This window comes from Paenarthrobacter sp. Y-19, from assembly GCF_029223985.1.
In the GTDB taxonomy this organism is placed as follows: domain Bacteria; phylum Actinomycetota; class Actinomycetes; order Actinomycetales; family Micrococcaceae; genus Arthrobacter; species Arthrobacter nicotinovorans.
This window is the reverse complement of record NZ_CP119414.1, coordinates 3,450,677-3,468,273: the sequence shown is the minus strand read 5'-3', so window position 1 is coordinate 3,468,273 and position 17,597 is coordinate 3,450,677. Positions and strand designations below refer to the sequence as shown.

Here is a 17,597-nt window from a genome sequence, read left to right as displayed (position 1 = left end):
GGGTTGCGTTTAAGCACTTGGGTTGTGAGTAAGCGTTGGGTTGAGGCGCCCGGGTTGTGAGTAAGCGTTGGATTCAAGCACTTGGGTTGTGAGTAAGCGTTGGATTCAAGCACTTGGGTTGTGAGCAAGCGACCGGCCCAAGCACTTGGGATGTGAGGGAGCGTCCGGTTGAAGCGCTTGGGATGTGAGCAAGCGACCGGTTGAAGCACTTGGGATGTGAGCAAGGGTCAGGTGTTGCGGGTCAGGATCCAGGTGTTCGTGCCGTCCTGGCGCTCGAACGAAACCGTCGTCACCAAAGCTTCGATCAGCGCCAGCCCACGTCCGGACTCTGCCTCCGCATCGGGCATCGAGGCCTGCATGTCGTCGGCGAACGGTTCCCGGGCATTAAAGGCACTCACCCGGGCAATGAGTCGGGCCGGGCGGACGCTGATGTCGACGTCGATCTCCACCGGCTTCTCAGCCACGGGAAGGGCGTGCTGGACGATGTTCGCCGCTGCTTCGATCACGGCGGTGGCGAACGTCATCCTGTCCATGTCGGGCACAAAGGAGGCGTCGTCCCACAGGGAGTCGAGCTCGTTGTGGATGGCTTCGATGGCGTCTTCGTTGGAGGGCCCGTGGTATCCCCGCCGGGCGAGTATGTCAGTCATCGCCGAACGCGGCTTCGGCCGTGGGGTAGGCAGTGAGGACGCGATCCATGTTGGTCAGTTCCAGGACCATTTTGACCTGCGGTTGAACGGCCGCGATCCGAAGGTCACCACCGGCCTGGCGTGCAGCTTTGAGGCAGCCAATGAGCGCCCCCAGGCCCGAGGAATCCATGAAGTCCGTTTCGGCCAGGTTGACCACGACGCGGCTGGACCCGCCGGCCACCACCTCATTCACTACCTCACGCAGCTTGGGCGCGGCCACCATGTTCAGCCGGCCCACGCTCTTCACCTCCGCGTAGGAGTCCTTGACCTCATAGCTAAACGGCATCTGCTTTCCTTTCCTCCGGGCGTTCCGGCCCACCATGCTCGGGCCCATTTTCAGGCACAAAACCCTTGTACAAAACTGCCTTGACCAGCACGCTCAGGACCACGAGGTCGAACGCCACCCAGGCCACGTTCACCAGTGTCCCCAGAGGCTCTGACATTCCGGCGAGCAACCGGATTAGGCCGACAATCAGCGCAACAGTCAGCAGCGCAGCCACGATGATCTGCGGGCGGATGAGGCTCCAACTCGGGCCTCCGCTCTGCCGCGCCTTGGGGGTGACCGCGAACCCAAGGGGACGGCCGAACCAAACGTTGCGGGCCGCCGTCGTGCAAGCCTTGATCCAGGTGGGGAACAGCGCGAGGCTGTATTGCTGGCCCCGCCAGGTGGGAATCCCGTGCCCGGCCACCAGGAACAGGAGTTGGTTGACCACCATGAACGGGATGAAGCGGATGAAGAAGTCGTAGCTCAAGCTGCTGACTGGAAGGATGCCCAGCGTCAGGTAGATGATGGGCGCGGCGAAGTAGATAACGGCCGCGAAGCCGCTCAGGTAGCTCCACATGGTGGAGAAGTACATGAGCCGTTGACCCCACGACAGACGACGCTGCACCAGGGGGTTCTCGCGGAGCAGGACCTGGATGGTGCCTTGGGCCCAGCGGAGGCGTTGGGTCAGCATGGTCTTGATGTCCTCGGGCGCCAGTCCGTTGGCCAGGATTTCGTGGTGGTACACGCTCTTCCAGCCCAGGCCATGCAGGCGCATTGCGGTGGCCATGTCCTCGGTGACCGAGATGGTGGCCAGGGGCATGATCGGCTGGGCTTCGTCGGTGCGTTCCACCGAGATGGCGTCCAGGACGGCGTGGACGGACTCGAGCGCGCCCAGAGGGGACCAGTCGCGCCCTGACATACGGTCGACGGCGTCACTCGCCACGGTGGTGACGCCCGACTCACCGACGTGGGCAAGTTCCATCGCGGCGATTTCTTCGAGGTCGGATTGGAGCGCGGAGAAGTCGGCGGCCACGAGGGTTCGGACGGCGTCGTCCACTTTGCGGCGGACCCGGTAGGTGATCTCGCTCAGGGATGCTCCGGCTTCGAGTTCTTTCTGGGCGGATTCCGTGGCGGCCTCAACCTCGTTCAGCATCTGCTCCACCAGCGGGTTCTCAGCCTCAGCAGAGCGACGCGCCTTCTTGATGGCGGTCCGGGACGCTGCGAGGGCGCGGCGGACGCTCTTCTCCGTGGCCTTCACGTAGCCCACCAGGCCAAGCTGCATGAGCGCTTCCCTGCGCAGGATCGCGTTGGAGCCGCAGAAGAACGCGGCGTTCCAGCCGTCCTTGCCCTGCTGGATGGGGCCGTAGAACAGCGGTGCCTGGCTGCCCAGGGGATCGTCGGCGGGGACGTTGATGAAGTACTGCGGGGTCTGGACCAGGGCCACGCGGTCGTCGTTGAAGTAGCCCAGCGTCTTGTCCAGGATGTCCGGCTCGGGGATCTGGTCGGCGTCGAGGATCAACAGGTACTCGCCCGAGGTGATCATGAGCGCGTTGTTCAGGTTGCCGGCTTTGGCGTGCCGCGGCATGTCGGGCGTCCACTCCGCGCCGCGCGTCACGTAGCCGATCCCGTGCGATGCGGCGAGTTGGCGCATCTCGGGGCGATCGCCGTCGTCGAGGATCCAGGTGCTGTGCGGCCAGGTGATCTTCTTGGCGGCCAGGGCTGTGGTCAGCACGAGGTCCAGGGGTTCGTTGTAAGTGGTGATGAAGACGTCCACTGTGGCCGTGTCCGGGGCCGGGGGCGGCGGTTTGCGGAACTTGATGTTCCAGACCGTCAGGCCGAACAACATCACGTCAATCAGGCTGTACGTCTCTGCAATCACCAGCGGGACGGCGATCCACCACGCCTCCCAGTTGAGCGACGCCATCCAGCGCCACGCCACATAGTTGACGCCCAGAATCACTGTCAGGACAACGATCAACCGAGTCCAGAATCGTGTCACATTCCCCCCTTTTGCGGCTTTAGTGCGTAGCGTCAGGTCTGCGGCGGACGACGACGGCGGTCACGTCGTCTTCGGCTGTTGCCGCGGGTGCGAGCTCCAGCAGGGCGGCGCACACTTCGTCCGAGGTAGTCCCGGTACGCGCGGCTTTCTCGACGTTCCGCAGGAAGTCCTCCAGGGAGTCGTGGGCGTCCAGCACACCATCGCTGACGATCACCAGGGAATCTCCCGGCTCCAGGTCCAGTTCCGAAGCCGGCCAGTGCTGTCCGTCCAGGATGCCGACGGGCGGACCGGCGGAGATGAGCCTCTGTGCCGCCCCCTCAGCCGGAATGTGCAGCGCGAGTCCGTGGCCGGCGTCGATATAGCTGAGCTTTCCGGACGCGCTGTCCAGGCGGGCGTGGAACATCGTGGCGAACGAGCCTGACTGGTCGAGGTCGGCGGCGATGGTGAGGCTGGCGGAACCGAAGGCGTCATCAATGGCGGGCGTGTCAGCGACGGACCGCATCACGGCACGGACGGTGGCTGCGATCAGGGCGGCGCCCATTCCCTTGCCCATGGCGTCGGCGAAGGTCAGGTGCATGCCGTCGCGGGTCTGGTACCAGTCGTAGAAGTCCCCGCCAACGCTGCGCGTCGGACGGAAGGCGCCGGCGACGTCGTATCCGTCCAGTCGGACTGTTTCGCGCGGGAGGAGGCTTTGCTGCACAACTGCCGCGCGCTCGAGTTCGTCGCTTTGCCGCGTGTCTTCGGCGGGAGCAGCGGGTGTGCGGGCCCGACGGAACAGCGCGCGGATGCGGGCTTGGAGTTCTTTGGGGCTGAAGGGCTTGTTGATGTAGTCATCCGCACCGGTGTCCAAGCCGTTGAGGCGGTCGATTTCGTCGGCCCGGGCAGTGAGCATCAGGACGTAGGCATCCGAGAATTCGCGGAGGCGGCGGCAAACCTCCATGCCGTCGATGTCGGGGAGGTTGATGTCCAGCGTCACCAGTTCGGCGTTGGTCCTGCGGACGGCCTCGACGCCGGAAAGACCGTCGGGTGCCTCGGTCACCACGAAGTCGAGCTGCTCGAGGACGAGTACGAGGAGGCCGCGGATGTCGGCGTCATCTTCGACGACGACAGCATGGCGAGGGGGCGAGGTTGAGACCATGGCTCCATTAACTAATGATGCTGGGTATTTGTCACGTTTAGTCATGACATATGTAACGCCCGCTCATATGGGTGAGCGGGCGTTACAGGATTTGTTCAGTTATCTGCCCGAGGGTTTCGCTCAAGCACGCGGGATGTGAGCGAGCGTCGGGTTGAAGAACGCGGGATGTGAGCGAGGGTTAGACGCCCAGCTCTTCCTTGAGCGCCTGGACGTGGCCCTGCGCAGAAACCTGGTACTGGGTGAGCTTCACGGTGCCTTCGCCGTCGAGGACAACGGTGGAGCGGACCAGGCCTTCGACGATTTCGCCGTCCACCAGCTTCTCGCCCCAGGCGCCGTAGGCCAGTGCAACCTTGTGGTCTTCGTCGGAGAGCAGCGGGAAGGTCAGTGCGAATTCGCCGGTGAACTTGGCGAGGGCCTCGGGGCCGTCCGGGGAGATCCCGATGACGTCGTAGCCGTTGCCCTGCAGGCTGGCGAGGTTGTCGCGGAAGTCGCAGGCCTCGGTGGTGCAGCCGGGGGTGGCCGCCTTCGGGTAGAAGTACACAATGACGTTGCGTCCGCGGTAGTCGGACAGCGAGACCTTGGTGCCGTCGGCGTCGAGCAGCGCAAAGTCAGGTGCTTGCGTTCCGACGAGGAGTTTCTGGGTCATGGCGATCCTTTACGTTTCACCGGCAAACGGCCGGCATTGGTCATTCAAAAAACGGATTGTCTAGAAGACAGAACAGCGAACTTAGATGCTGTATTCCGCAGGTCCGCGCACTGTGGCATAGGGCCCTGGCACGAACTGGTAGCCGCCACCACGGACGGTGGCGACGGTGTGTCGGGCGGAGCCTAGTTTCCGCCGCACCCTTCCAACATAAACGTCGATCGAGCGAAATGCCGCGCCGGGAAGGTCAAATGACTCCAGGAAACGTTGCAATTCTTCACGACTGATGGCCCGTGAGCAGTTCACCACGAGGTAGCGGAGCAGCTTGTATTCCATGCCAGTAAAGGCCACGGGCTCGCCGTCCAGCAGCACTACTTCAGCGGCGAGGTCCACCGCAAGTTGGCTGCGGCGGCTCGCCAACGTTACGGGCTCGACGGCGGTGCTGCCGCCCGCTGAGGCGCCGTCGCCGCCGTCGGAACCTGTCGTGGAACGGGCCTCGGCGAGGGCATCGGCGAGCGAAAGTGTGCTCGCTCCTCCAGGGGTGGTACCGGCGTCGGCGGCTTCCTGCGGAGTGCCGCCCCAGGAAGTGTCGCCGACGCCGGAGTGCTGTGCCCCGATGGCGGGCCAGATGCGGACTTCCGCCTCCGGGGCAAGTTTCATGGCGCGGGCCAGCACAAGTCGTGCTGCCCGCTCCCAGACCTCAGGATCGATCTCGTCGCCCTCGGCCGGGTTGACCCAAAGTGCCAGGCCGCGCGCGTTCAAGCCGGGCCGCCGCGCGGAAGAACCGCGCGACGGGGGCGGCCCGTAGGCATTGACTGCCATGGCGCTGGACCCTAAACGTTGCCGCGGCGGAGCAGCTTGCCGCCGGGGTTCTGGCCGTCGATCGGGGTGCCGCGCAGGTACGTCTTGCGGACGACGCCGGCCAGCGGACGGCCGTCGTACGGCGTGATCGGGTTCTTGTGCTTGAGCTTGGTGACGTCCACAACGAAGGCCTCGTCCGGGGCAAAGATGGAGAAGTCGGCGTCGTAGCCCAGGGCGAGCTGGCCCTTGTTGTGCAGGCGGGCCAGGGCGGCGGGCTTCTCAGCCATCCAGGAAACCACCTGTTCCAGCGGGATGCCGCGGTGGCGGGCTTCGGTCCAGATCAGGGACAGGCCAAGCTGAAGCGAGGAAACGCCGCCCCAGGCCACTGCGAAGTCGCCGTTTTCCAGGTCCTTCAGGTCCAGTGTGGAGGGGGAGTGGTCCGAGACGATGCAGTCGATGGTGCCGTCCTGCAGGCCCTTCCAGAGGAGCTCGCGGTTGGAGGCCTCGCGGATGGGCGGGCAGCACTTGTAGGCCGTGGCGCCGTCGGGGATTTCTTCGGCCATGAGCGTCAGGTAGTGCGGGCAGGTCTCAACGGTGAGGTTGACGCCGTCGCGCTTTGCCGAAGCGATCATCGGCAGCGCGTCGGAGGAAGAGAGGTGCAGGATGTGGGCGCGGGCGCCGGTCCAGCGGGCACGTTCGATGACCTCGGCGATGGCCTTGTTCTCGGCGCCGCGGGGACGGGAAGCCAGGAAGGTCTCGTAGTGGTCGCCGCCCGGGTGCGGGGCGCGGTCGATCGCGTGGGAGTCCTCGGCGTGGACGATCATGAGGGAGTCGAAGGACTTGAGTTCCTTCATGTCCTCTTCCATCTCGTCCGCGTCCAGGTGCGGGAACTCGTCCACGCCGGAGTGCAGGAGGAAACACTTGAAGCCGAAGACGCCTTCGTCGTGCAGCGGGCGGAGGTCGGCCTTGTTGCCGGGGATGGCACCGCCCCAGAATCCGACGTCCACGAACGCCTGGTCCTTGGCGACCACGCGCTTCTGCTCCAGGCCGTCCACGGTGGTGGTGGGCGGGATGCTGTTCAGCGGCATGTCGATGATGGTGGTCACGCCACCGGCTGCTGCGGCACGGGTGGCGGAGGCGAAGCCTTCCCACTCGGTGCGGCCTGGCTCGTTGACGTGGACGTGGGTGTCCACCAGGCCGGGGATGAGGGTTTCGTCGTCTGCGAGTTCGATGACCTCGTTGCCCGTCAGGCCGTTGCCCAGGGGTTCGATGGCGACGATGACGCCGTCGCGGATGCCAACTTCGCGGGCTGCGAGACCGGCGGTGGTCAGGATGCGCTGGCCCCGGATAACGAGGTCATAGGCGCCGATTGCTTCAGACATTGAGGTACTCCTTGTTTTCGGTCCGTTCCGCCAGGTACACGCCTATGTGCTTCCCTAATTGTTCAAGCAACGGACCTGCTTCAGCGATACATTTTTGGACATCTTTTTCCAGATCGGTCAGTGCGTGGACCGTGTGGAAGCCGGCATCCGTGAGTTGTTCCCGGCTCAGGGTACTCCGGCCGCACACTGCGATCACGGGAACCCCGGCCCTTTGTGCCGCCCGCGAGACACCCATGGGCGTCTTGCCGAGCAGGCTTTGCTCGTCCAGGCTGCCTTCTCCGGTGATCACCAGGTCGGCGCCCTTGAGCCTGCGCTCGAGTTCAGTGAATTCAAGCACGACGTCGATACCCGGCCGCCGCTCTGCCTTCAGTGCCGCGATGGCAATGTAGCCAACGCCGCCTGCGGCTCCAGCGCCTTCTGCCTTGGCGGCGTACTTGGCATGGTGCCCGGTGGTGGCTGCGAGGACGTCCACGAAGTGGCTTGCAGCGGCGTCCAGTTCGGTGACGTCGTCCGGCGTCGCGCCTTTTTGCGGACCGAAGATGGCCGGGGCTCCGCTGGCCCCCAGAAGGGGATTGTCGACGTCGGACGCCAACACGAACTCCGTTGCCTCGACGCGGACGTCGAAGTTGGAGAAGTCGATGCTGTTCAGCTGTGCCAAAGCGGCACCGCCGCCGGGGAGCTCGTTGCCGTCTTTGTCCAGGAACACGGCGCCGAGGCCCTGCAGGACGCCCGCGCCGGCATCGGTGTTGGCGCTGCCGCCCACACCCAGGATGATCTTGCGGCAGCCGAGGTCCAGTGCGGCCCGGATGAGTTCGCCCGTGCCGATGCTGGTTGCTTGCTTGGCCGTCTGCGAGGTGGGGCCGTCCGGGAGGAGGGCGAGACCGGAAGCTGCCGCCATTTCGATGATAGCTTCCTGGTCCCGCACCGCGAAGTCGGCCTTCACGGGCTCGCCGAGCGGGCCGGTGACGGTGGTGGTCCGGCGGGTAAAGCCGGAGCCGATGGCGGCGTCGATGGTTCCTTCGCCGCCGTCGGCCACCGGAATGCGTGTTGCTTCAATGCCGTGGCCGAAGCCTGCCAGCATGCCTGTTGCCAGGTGCTCGGCGACGTCGGGCGCGGACAGCGAGCCCTTGAATTTGTCCGGGGCGATGACAACACGCATTCCGGTGCCTCCTTACTGTGTTGTGTTAGCTGGCGATTTACGCTTTGGCCAGGATCGCGGTGGGTGCGTCCGCCGCGGTCTCTGCCAGCTCTTCGAACTCGTTCACGCCGTTGATCTCAACGCCCATGGAGATGTTGGTGATCTTTTCCAGGATCACTTCAACAACCACGGGAACCTTGAACTCGCCCATGAGTGCCTTGGCCTTGTCGAAAGCGGCGGGCAGGTCGTTGGGATCCTCAACGCGGATGGCCTTGCAGCCCAGACCTTCGGCAACCTTGATGTGGTCAACGCCGTAGCCGTTCGTCTCGGGGGAGTTGATGTTCTCGAAGGCCAGGGAAACGTTCTGTTCCATGTTGAAGCCGCGCTGGCTCTGACGGATCAGGCCCAGGTAGCTGTTGTTCACCACAACGTGGATGTACGGCAGGTTGAACTGTGCGCCTACGGCCAGTTCCTCGATCATGAACTGGAAGTCGTAGTCACCGGACAGGGCAACAACGGTGGCGTCCGGGGTACCCCTCACTACACCGAGAGCTGCCGGAGCGGTCCAACCCAGCGGGCCGGCCTGGCCGGCGTTGATCCACTTGCGGGCACCGAACACGTGCAGCATCTGCGCGCCGGCGATCTGCGACAGGCCAATGGTGGACACGTAGGTGGTGTCGCGGCCGAAGGCCTTGTTCATCTCCTGGTACACGCGCTGCGGCTTGATGGGCACGTTGTCGAAGTTGGTCTTGCGGTGCAGGGAACCCTTGCGCTCCTGGCACTCGGCAACCCAACCCGAGTAGTCCGGCAGGGTCTTGGCTGCCTGACGCTCGCGTGCCAGCTCCAACAGGCCATCCAGCGCCGCACCGGCGTCGGACGCAATGCCCAAGTCCGGCGAGAAAACGCGACCGATCTGCGTCGGCTCGATGTCGATGTGCACGAACTTACGGCCGGCCGTGTAGGTGTCCAGGCCGCCGGTGTGACGGTTGGCCCAACGGTTGCCGATGCCGATCACGAAGTCGCTCTGCAGGAAGGTCTCGTTGCCGTAGCGGTGCGAGGTCTGCAGGCCAACCATGCCGGCCATCAGCTGGTGGTCGTCCGGGATGGCGCCCCAGCCCATCAGGGTGGGGATCACGGGAACGTTCAGGATCTCGGCCAGCTCAACCAGCTGGGCCGAGGCGCCGGCGTTGATGATGCCGCCACCGGCAACGATCAGCGGGTGCTTGGCTGCGGTCAGCAGGTCCAGCGCCTTTTCGAGCTGCTTGCGGGAAGCCTTGGGCTTCTCCACCGGCAGGGGCTCGTAGGCATCGATATCGAACTCGATATCGGCCATCTGAACGTCGATGGGCAGGTCCAACAGAACCGGGCCCGGACGGCCCGAGCGCATCAGCTGGAAAGCCTTCTGGAACGCACCGGGAACCTGGCCCGGCTCCAGAATGGTCATGGCGAACTTGGTCAACGGCTTGGCGATGGACTCGATGTCCACAGCCTGGAAGTCTTCCTTGTGCAGCTTGGCAACGGGTGCCTGGCCGGTGATGCAGAGGATCGGGATGGAATCAGCCTGGGCTGCGTACAGTCCGGTGATCATGTCCGTGCCAGCGGGGCCCGACGTGCCGATGCAGATGCCGATGTTGCCATCAGCTGCGCGGCTGTAGCCGTCTGCCATGTGGCTGGCGCCTTCAACGTGGCGGGCCAGCGTGTGGCGGATGCCGCCGTGGGCCCGCATTGCGGAATAGAAGGGGTTGATCGCTGCGCCTGGCAGGCCGAAAGCCTCGGTGGCGCCTTCCTTTTCCAGGATGGCGACTGCCGCATCAACGGTGCGCATCTTAGCCATGGTGTACTCCTTGAAGTCTATTTTTGGGTGTGCTGAAGCGAGTTTGTGTACAGATAACGCCTTCTAGAAGGTGCTTTCCGGGCGTCAGCTGTACAAAAACTCTTTTGCCGTGGGGGGGCTGGTTACTTCCTGCCGCTGAGCTGGAGGACCTGCTTGAAGAGGCCCGAGTGGTCGAGGCCGCCGTCGCCCTGGTTGACGGTTGCGGCGACGAGCTGGGCGACGACGGCGCCGAGCGGGACAGCGACGTTGGCTTCGCGGGCTGCGGAGGTGACGATGCCGAGGTCCTTGTGGTGGAGGGCCAGGCGGAAGCCGGGGTCGAAGTTACGGTCGAGCATCTTCTGACCCTTCTGCTCGAGGACCTTGGAGCCGGCCAAGCCGCCGCCCAGGACCTTCAGTGCTGCGTCGGTGTCTACGCCGTAGGCCTCAAGGAAGGCGATGGCCTCGCCGAGGACCTGAATGTTGACGGCTACGATCAGCTGGTTGGCTGCCTTGACGGTCTGGCCGGAGCCGGACGGGCCGACGTGGACGATGGTCTTGCCCACTGCGTTGAGGACATCCTGTGCTGCCTCGAAGTCTGCAGCTTCGCCGCCGACCATGATGGACAGGACGGCGTCGATGGCGCCCTGTTCACCACCGGATACGGGAGCGTCGAGCGGGCGGATGCCTGCTGCTACTGCATCTTCGGAGAGGCGCTTTGCGACGTCCGGGCGGATGCTGGATGCGTCGATCCAGATGGTGCCCTTCTTCGCGTTGGCGAAGACGCCGTCCTTGCCGCTGACTACGCCCTCAACATCGGGGGAGTCCGGGACCATGGTGATGACGACGTCGGCGTCCTTGACTGCGTCCGCGATGCTGGTGGCACCCTGGCCGCCCTCGGAGACGAGCTTGTCGATCTTGTCCTGGCTGCGGTTGAAACCGGTGACCGTGTGGCCGGCCTTGACGAGGTTGATGGCCATGGGGAGGCCCATGATTCCGAGGCCGATGACTGCAACGTTGCTCATTGTGGTTCTCTTTCTGAAAGTCTTTTTAGCTCAGGTGTGCTTGTTGAGCTGGGTGCTTAGTTGGCGTTGGCGCGCTGGCGGATGGCCCAGCTGAATGCCGTCTCCTGCGGTTCCTTGTATTCCAAACCGATGTAGCCCTCGTAGCCGAGTTCGCGGCTGCGGGCGATCCATTCGCCGAGGGGGAGCGTCCCGGTTCCGGGAGCGCCGCGGCCGGGGTTGTCGGCGATCTGGATGTGGCCGAAGTCCTTGGCGTGGTTCTCGATGACGGATTCGACATCGTCGCCGTTGACTGCCAGGTGGTAAAAGTCGGCGAGGAGCTTGATGTTCTGTGCGCCGGATTCTGCCTTGACGCGGGCGATGACATTGAGTGCGTCTTCGGCGGTGAGGAGCGGGTACTTGGGTGCGCCGCTGACCGGTTCGAGGAGGACGGTGCCGCCGATGCGGGCGACGCCTTCTGCTGCTGCGGCGAGGTTCTTGGCGGCGAGTTCGTCCTGCTCTTCAGGGGTGAACTCGTCCTGGCGGTTGCCGTAGAGGGCGTTGAAGGCCTTGCAGCCCAGGCGCTCACCGATGCCGGTTACGACGTCGATGTTGTCCTTGAACTCGGAGCAACGTCCCTTCCAGGAAACCAGGCCGCGGTCGCCGCCAGGCATGTTGCCAGCGTTGAAGTTCAGGCCCGTGAGCTGCACGCCGGCGTCCTTGATGGCGATTTCAAACTCTGTTGTTTCTTTGTCGGTGGGAACCGATGTGGCGAAGGGCCACCAGAACTCGACGGCGTCAAAACCGGCTGCCTTCGCGGCGGCGGGGCGCTCGAGCAAGGGCAGCTCCGTCAGGAGGATGGAGCAGTTCACTGTGTACGTCATCGTAGGTCCTTCCGAGGAGGGGCTTGGATCTATCTTCCGGGGTGCTTGACTGCTGCCTTGAGGCTTGGTCTCAGTTCCGCTTTGTGGAATTTAGATTCTGCTTTATGAAAAGTTTAGAGAAGGTGAGAGTGGGAGTCAAGGGGGTGGGTGGGGAGGTGGGGGTTTGGGATACCAGAATCTGTTCGGGCTCGCGAGTCGGCATCTGTTGGGCGAGTCTCTAAAAGTGACGAACAGTCATGCCGCCAGTGGGCGAGAGTACCCGTGGCATTGGGGGCGCGGCCTGGGGCTTATGGACCAGCGGAGCACTTGGCAATTCAGAGGTCTATGCAGAAGGCTAGTTCCGGAGGGTGTCTTCGGTGCCCGTTCTTAGGGTCGCGGTGTACGGCGTATACGGAGTGTATAACTTGCGTGGACCCGGCGCCCTGGCAGTAATGGCCGAGCAAGTTGAACCGTATGGCGATTCAGGACTAGTTCATCCGACGCTTGGAATCGTCCAGTCAGTTACCCGCTCATTTCTATCGAGCCGGGCCACTATCTCGCTGATCGCGCGATTGCGGTTGGCGAGTCGAAACAGGTCATCGCCGTCCGGAAGTACCTTCGACGCGCGTCCGCCGATCTCGCGGACGTGGGCGAAGCCGGATTTTCGTTCGACAACTAAGTGCACGGATACTCGTTGTGCGGTCATCCATTCATCATTTGCTAGATAGTCGGGGGTTCCGGCGCGGAGGTTGGCTGCGCCGACGGATGCCAATATGTCAAAACCTAGGCCAAAGCGAATAAGGAGGTTTCCGACTGTTTTTAGCCACATCGTGGAAACGCTATGCGAAGAATCATGGGCAGATGCATGACGTTCTTTCGCAAGATTCTCCAGCTGTGCGCGCAGGTCCAGTGGTTGGCCAGTCGTGGCATCTGTGGCTCTGAACCCCAATTGGCTTGTAAGCTCACGAACCTTTGAGAACGCGTCAGTAACGTGGAACTTACGCAATGTAGATCTGTAATCGTCGGCGCTCATGTTGCTCCCGCTCCACATCCAAGAAAGCGACGTGAAGGACACCGCTGTACTTTGGATTGACGCAAGCGACCTTCCAAGAGACACCGCTATTTGGGTCAACTCGCTGTCGTCTAATCGTCTTACCTTTGAAGAAGAAACTTCTATCGCGGTTCGAATTGCAGGCAATTGCATACGCCCAGGAAGCTCGCTAAATAGCAGATTTCCGCTGTTCAAATAATCGGCTAGTTCATCGAGCCTTTCCAGAATAAAGGTCTCCAGGAGGTTGTAGGAAGCGACGGTAAGCCCGCGCCTAACGAATGCCCCCCTTGGAGTATTTTCCGTGGCCCAGCTTTCCTCCAATGTCTGTTCTAGGGATGCAACACCTTCGAGGAACGCTCTTCGCGAGTTAGAGCTCATCTTAAGTAAGCGACGATCCGATAGCGAAGTGGAGTACTTCCAGCATGCGCTCCGTGCGCAGCCTCAGTCTAGAGGGAGTGTTGGTGCCCTGGCGCACGGCCTCATCAAAGGCCTTATCGCGGAAGAGATCCCACGTGATTTCTCTAATTCTCCCTGCGAATGGCTCCAGGGCCGAAGGGTTCTTTACCCCGAGCTCATGTAGTGCGAGCATCTGTGCGTCATACATGCCCGCTAATGCTTGATTCCTTCCGGGACGTTTGAAAGCATCCGGGCCCCAGATGACGTGGGCAGATTCAATGCTCCTCCTGAACGAGTCTGCTAGTCGGCGCAGTTGCGATGGATCGGCAAAGCGGTTTTCACGCATGAACTGGTCCATTTCTACTCGCAGCTCACCTCGTGAGTTTCGCCAAGACCGTTCAAGAGTGAAATATCGCAAAACAAATTCAGCGTCTGCCATTTGGCGGTATGCCGGTGAAGCAGGTGGGATGATCCTGAACTGATGACGAAGGAAATCTGATTCCGCGAGCTCATAAATTAGGTCATTCAGAGGACCGCGATAAGCCACGTTTCGAATTTCCTGTTGATTGAGGATCTCGCCTCCTGTGTTGAGTCGCAGAAATACTTCATGCTTTAGGTCATCGTCCGACTGTCGAAGGAGAGTGGTTACTCTAAGATTCTTCATGCTTACAAGATTTTGAAGTCCCTGAGGCAAATCCTGAAATCGCATTCCGTTGAGTTGAGGTATCCTATCCAAGCCCTTAAGCATTAACTTGTTTGAGAAAAACAGGCTGATGGCAGTCAGGCGCTGTTTCCCATCGATTACCGAGTATGACCCTATCGAGGCTGCATCCTCGGCTAGATACACAGGTGGAACAGGGATATTTGATATAAACGACTCAATGAGGAGAGCTTGCTTATCTAGTGGCCACCGATCGCGACGCTGAAACTTTGGCGAAACATCTATTGCGCCATTTTGCACAAGTTGAGATATCGACAGCAGGCCTTGATCAGCAATTTCTATGACGGCATCCCGCTGCGCGTAGGTAACGGCTTCTTCCAGCGTTTGACCGTCGTAGTACCTATCCAATGGTCTGTCCCCATTTCCCAGTCTCATCCACATCCCATAGAAGGGCTTTTCGTAGTCTACTCAATTGAAACGACGATGATGTCGTTAAGGGTCGGGACCAGATCGTCCGTCATCGGGGCTGTCGCGGAGGGCTCTGAAGTTGCCTAACCTCATATGTCCGTTTTGCGGAAGCGGGGCTGGCGCCGCGCCGCAAGCTACACGCCAGTATAAGTTCCTTTCGACTCCACCAGAGGATAAAGGCTTGGTGCTCTTAGCAATAGGGGCTTGTTTCAGTTCAGCTTACGTGGAAGAGAGTTTCCTGATGCACCTCAGGAAAGCTGGGGAAGCAGGAAACAGGCGCGTAAAGCCTGGACACAATCAGGAAAGGGCGAAGCGCTTCGTCACCCGCTGTTGCGTCGTTCGCTGCTTCAGAGGATGGCATCAGCCTCGTTGTCAATTGTAAAGATAATCTTGCTACCAAGATTCCTGACAGCCAGGTGCATAAAGCCTCAAGGCGTGTCTGGCGCGGAGGGGCCTGGGACTTGGCAGTGCGGTAATGTTGGTGTGCCCTTAAGCTACTGCGATCTCCTGTTCAGGTGAGGCTATGTCATCGTTGCTGGCGGCGATCATGCCGGCCGGGACGCCTGCCTGAGGGGAAAAACCACGAGGGAACTGTTGCCCTGCTTATCGGCAAAGTCTGGACGGCGCACGGCGACGCCACTGCTGAGGATTTTGCGGAATCGTCTTCGCTAGGGTCGGGCCATCAAGCAGCCCAATCACAGTATTGTCGTAAGTTTCTACAAGTGGTGCAAGATAATCTGAGGAACGCTGCGTGATGGCACCGGGACTGCTGCGGAAGGATGCATTCGAATGGCTAGGCCGACAGTTCAAGACGTCGCCAGAACGGCGGGAGTGTCCGTAGGGACGGTGTCGCGCGTCTTGAACGGGAGCCCGGCTGTCAGCGAGGCGGCCAAGGAGAAGGTCAACGCCGCCATCCGCCAGCTCAGCTATCGTCCTCTCGCTTCAGCAAGAGACCTTCGAAGAGACCGGACCATGCGTGTCCTGGCACTTGCTAAGAACTTGGACTCCCTCGTGATCAGCGAAGTCTTCCGAGGAGTCGGCGACGCGGCGGCGGACAGCGGCTACGTCAGCCTCATCGCCGCAACCGACGGAGACCTCGACCGCGAGCAGCAACTGGTGGACATGCTGCGGAATGGCTCGGTGGACGGACTTGTCATCTTTTCGCCGACGATGCCGGACGAGGACGTCAACTCCGTCGCCGAGCAACTGAGCGTGATCCAGGTCTGTGAAATCGTCGACGCTGAGGCAGCATTCGGGGTGTCCATCGATGACCGCCAGGCCGCCTACGACATCACGAAACACCTGATCGACACGGGTGCCAAGAAGCTGGCCATGCTCGCCCATAGGGGAGCCCGCTCGGGCCGGCTTCGGGAAGAGGGCTTCCGCCAAGCGCTCACGGAGCAAGGCCTGGAACCCGACCAGATCCTGTTCGGCGAAGGCAACTTCGGCTTCCACGCCGGCCGTACGCTCGCCAAGAAGCTCCTCAAAGCAAAAGACCTCCCGGACGCCGTTTTCTGCGGGACCGACGTCGTCGCTGCCGGGTGCGTTCGGGAACTCACGGATGCCGGACTCAGAGTTCCACAAGACATCGCCGTAGCCGGTTTCGATGACTCCGCCCAGGCAGAAATGTGTGTCCCGGAGCTGACCACCGTAAGGCAACCAGCCTACGAAATGGGTCGCGTGGCATTCGCTGAACTCCTGGAACGGATGACCGTCGAGGGCTCGCATCGCAAGGGGAGAACCTTCCTCCCGCACGAACTCGTCATCCGGGACTCCACCAAATAAAGAGGGTTGACAGCTCTCAGTGGTCCCTGTCACACTACTTTGGAATCGATTCCACGGACGCAAGGCCGATTCTTTTGAAAACATTTGGAATCGATTCCACGAACCACAAGAACCACCGGCAAAGAAGCCACCCTCAGCACGCGGGACAGCCTGAACGCGCACTGAACGCCACCCACCCACAGCCACCAAAGGAGCCACTTGTGGAATTGAACCGACCTGCTCTCCCGCTCCAGAACAAAGCCAGAAACCGCAAAGCCCTAGCGGCTACCGCAATCGCAGCAGCCCTCCTCCTCAGCGCGTGTGGCGGGGGAGCAGCACCCCAAGGTGCCGAACAAGCGGCAGCTGCCGACCCGGCGTCGGGCGCTAACGCCAGCGGTGCCGTGAACATCTGCGGCGTCAAGGACGCGAGCGGTATCTACAAGGGCACGGCGGATGCGTTCACCAAGGCGAACGGCAAGGTCACGGCCAAGTACACCGAGATCGGCGCCACCACTGATGAGGCGCGCACGCAGATTGTGCAGCGGCTCGAAGGCAAGTCCACCGAGTGCGACCTCTTCGTCACGGACGTCATCTGGACCTCCGAGTTCGCCTCCCAAGGCTGGCTGCTGGACCAGACCAAGTTGGTTGAGGCCAACAAGGACCGGCTCATTCCCTCCACTGTGGAAACCACCAAGTACCAGGACAAGTACTGGGGCTCGCCCTTCTTCACCAACGCCGGATTGATCTACTACCAGAAGGACAAGGTGGCCAAGCCCGAGTCCTGGCAGCAGCTCTACGCAGAAGCCGCCAAAGCTCCCGGCAACGGATACGTCTACCAAGGCAAGCAGTACGAGGGCCTCACGGTGAACTTCCTCGAAATGCTCTACAGCGCAGGCGGCGAAGTCCTCAACGACCAGGGCGACGTCACGATCGACTCCAAGGAAACCCGCGACGTCCTCAACTTCATGAGCGACGGCCTCAAGAATGGCTCAGCCGACCGTGCCGTCCTCACCTACAACGAAGACCCGGCCCGCCTCGCCTACGAGTCCGGCGACTTCGGATACCAGCGCAACTGGCCGCACGTCTACCGGTTGCTGAACGCAACACCGCTGGCGTCCAGCTTCGGCGTGGCGCCCCTGCCGGCATGGGAAGGCGGCAAGGCCTCCGGCGTGCTCGGCGGCTGGAACCTCGCAATCTCGGCCCACTCCACCAACCAGGCCGGGGCTGTCGCATTCATCGACTTCGCCACCACGCCGGACTGGCAGAAGCACGTGGCCATGGACTACTCGCAGGCCCCGGTCAACGAGGCCGCCTATTCTGACGCGGCTGTGCTAGAAAAGATGCCGTTCGCCACGGAACTCCTCGCCTCGGTGAAGGGTGCCAAGCCGCGCCCGATCTCCCCGGTCTACCCGCAGATCTCGCAGGCGATCTACAAGAACGTCTACGCCGTCCTCTCCGGCACCGCCTCCACCGAGGAAGCCGTGAAGAAGATGGCTGACGAAATCACCACCGCCAAGGCGAGCTTCTAGCT

At 62.1% G+C, this 17,597-nt stretch carries 14 protein-coding genes and 1 pseudogene; 2 read left to right on the top strand and 13 right to left on the bottom strand.

Features of this window, described 5'->3' with window-relative positions; genetic code table 11:
- Positions 1–227 precede the first annotated feature (227 nt).
- The 13 genes and pseudogenes from PYR64_RS16175 to PYR64_RS16115 all read right to left on the bottom strand — a co-directional run bounded on the left by PYR64_RS16175 (position 228) and on the right by PYR64_RS16115 (position 14,242).
- Entirely contained in the window at positions 228–647 is a 420-nt protein-coding gene (locus PYR64_RS16175) for an ATP-binding protein (RefSeq protein WP_275776322.1), read from the bottom strand.
- The gene (locus PYR64_RS16170; RefSeq protein ID WP_018778728.1) at positions 640–972 is read right to left on the bottom strand and encodes an STAS domain-containing protein; all 333 of its coding nucleotides are present in this window, start codon (positions 970–972) and stop codon (positions 640–642) included. Before PYR64_RS16170 ends, PYR64_RS16175 begins: the two co-directional genes overlap by 8 nt.
- Positions 962–2,950, bottom strand: a complete 1,989-nt coding sequence (locus tag PYR64_RS16165) for a glycosyltransferase family 2 protein (RefSeq protein WP_275776320.1) — start codon at positions 2,948–2,950, stop codon at positions 962–964. Before PYR64_RS16165 ends, PYR64_RS16170 begins: the two co-directional genes overlap by 11 nt.
- Positions 2,951–2,969: 19 nt before the next feature.
- Positions 2,970–4,088 (bottom strand): SpoIIE family protein phosphatase, encoded by a 1,119-nt coding sequence (locus tag PYR64_RS16160; protein ID WP_064722771.1) that lies wholly within the window; start codon positions 4,086–4,088, stop codon positions 2,970–2,972.
- A gap of 178 nt (positions 4,089–4,266) precedes the next feature.
- Positions 4,267–4,734: a thioredoxin-dependent thiol peroxidase gene (gene bcp / locus PYR64_RS16155; RefSeq protein WP_018778731.1), complete on the bottom strand. Its 468-nt coding sequence runs from the start codon at positions 4,732–4,734 to the stop codon at positions 4,267–4,269.
- Positions 4,735–4,815: 81 nt separating this feature from the next.
- Positions 4,816–5,553 carry a winged helix-turn-helix domain-containing protein gene (locus PYR64_RS16150; RefSeq protein WP_275776317.1) on the bottom strand — a complete coding sequence of 246 codons (738 nt, stop codon included), beginning with the start codon at positions 5,551–5,553 and terminating at the stop codon, positions 4,816–4,818.
- Between the two features lie 11 nt (positions 5,554–5,564).
- On the bottom strand, positions 5,565–6,914 hold the full coding sequence (gene allB, locus PYR64_RS16145) for an allantoinase AllB (RefSeq protein ID WP_018778733.1): 1,350 nt from the start codon (positions 6,912–6,914) through the stop codon (positions 5,565–5,567).
- On the bottom strand, positions 6,907–8,073 hold the full coding sequence (locus PYR64_RS16140) for a glycerate kinase (protein ID WP_275776315.1): 1,167 nt from the start codon (positions 8,071–8,073) through the stop codon (positions 6,907–6,909). The genes allB and PYR64_RS16140 overlap by 8 nt, the downstream gene beginning before the upstream one ends.
- 37 nt (positions 8,074–8,110) lie before the next feature.
- Positions 8,111–9,886, bottom strand: coding sequence for a glyoxylate carboligase (gene gcl, locus PYR64_RS16135; RefSeq protein WP_275776313.1), 1,776 nt, complete (start codon positions 9,884–9,886; stop codon positions 8,111–8,113).
- A gap of 122 nt (positions 9,887–10,008) precedes the next feature.
- A pseudogene (locus tag PYR64_RS16130) lies at positions 10,009–10,905 on the bottom strand (2-hydroxy-3-oxopropionate reductase); the annotation flags it as partial.
- Positions 10,906–10,943: 38 nt separating this feature from the next.
- Positions 10,944–11,747, bottom strand: a complete 804-nt coding sequence (locus tag PYR64_RS16125) for a TIM barrel protein (RefSeq protein ID WP_275776309.1) — start codon at positions 11,745–11,747, stop codon at positions 10,944–10,946.
- 472 nt (positions 11,748–12,219) lie between these two features.
- Complete coding sequence (locus tag PYR64_RS16120) at positions 12,220–12,759, bottom strand: hypothetical protein (protein WP_275776307.1); 540 nt, start codon at positions 12,757–12,759, stop codon at positions 12,220–12,222.
- A gap of 397 nt (positions 12,760–13,156) precedes the next feature.
- Entirely contained in the window at positions 13,157–14,242 is a 1,086-nt protein-coding gene (locus PYR64_RS16115) for a DUF262 domain-containing protein (RefSeq protein WP_275776305.1), read from the bottom strand.
- 849 nt (positions 14,243–15,091) lie between these two features.
- Here PYR64_RS16115 and PYR64_RS16110 point away from each other — a divergent pair.
- Together PYR64_RS16110 and PYR64_RS16105 are read left to right on the top strand one after the other, a co-directional pair.
- Positions 15,092–16,087 carry a LacI family DNA-binding transcriptional regulator gene (locus PYR64_RS16110; RefSeq protein WP_275776304.1) on the top strand — a complete coding sequence of 332 codons (996 nt, stop codon included), beginning with the start codon at positions 15,092–15,094 and terminating at the stop codon, positions 16,085–16,087.
- A gap of 200 nt (positions 16,088–16,287) precedes the next feature.
- Positions 16,288–17,595: an ABC transporter substrate-binding protein gene (locus PYR64_RS16105; RefSeq protein ID WP_275776302.1), complete on the top strand. Its 1,308-nt coding sequence runs from the start codon at positions 16,288–16,290 to the stop codon at positions 17,593–17,595.
- Positions 17,596–17,597 lie beyond the last annotated feature (2 nt).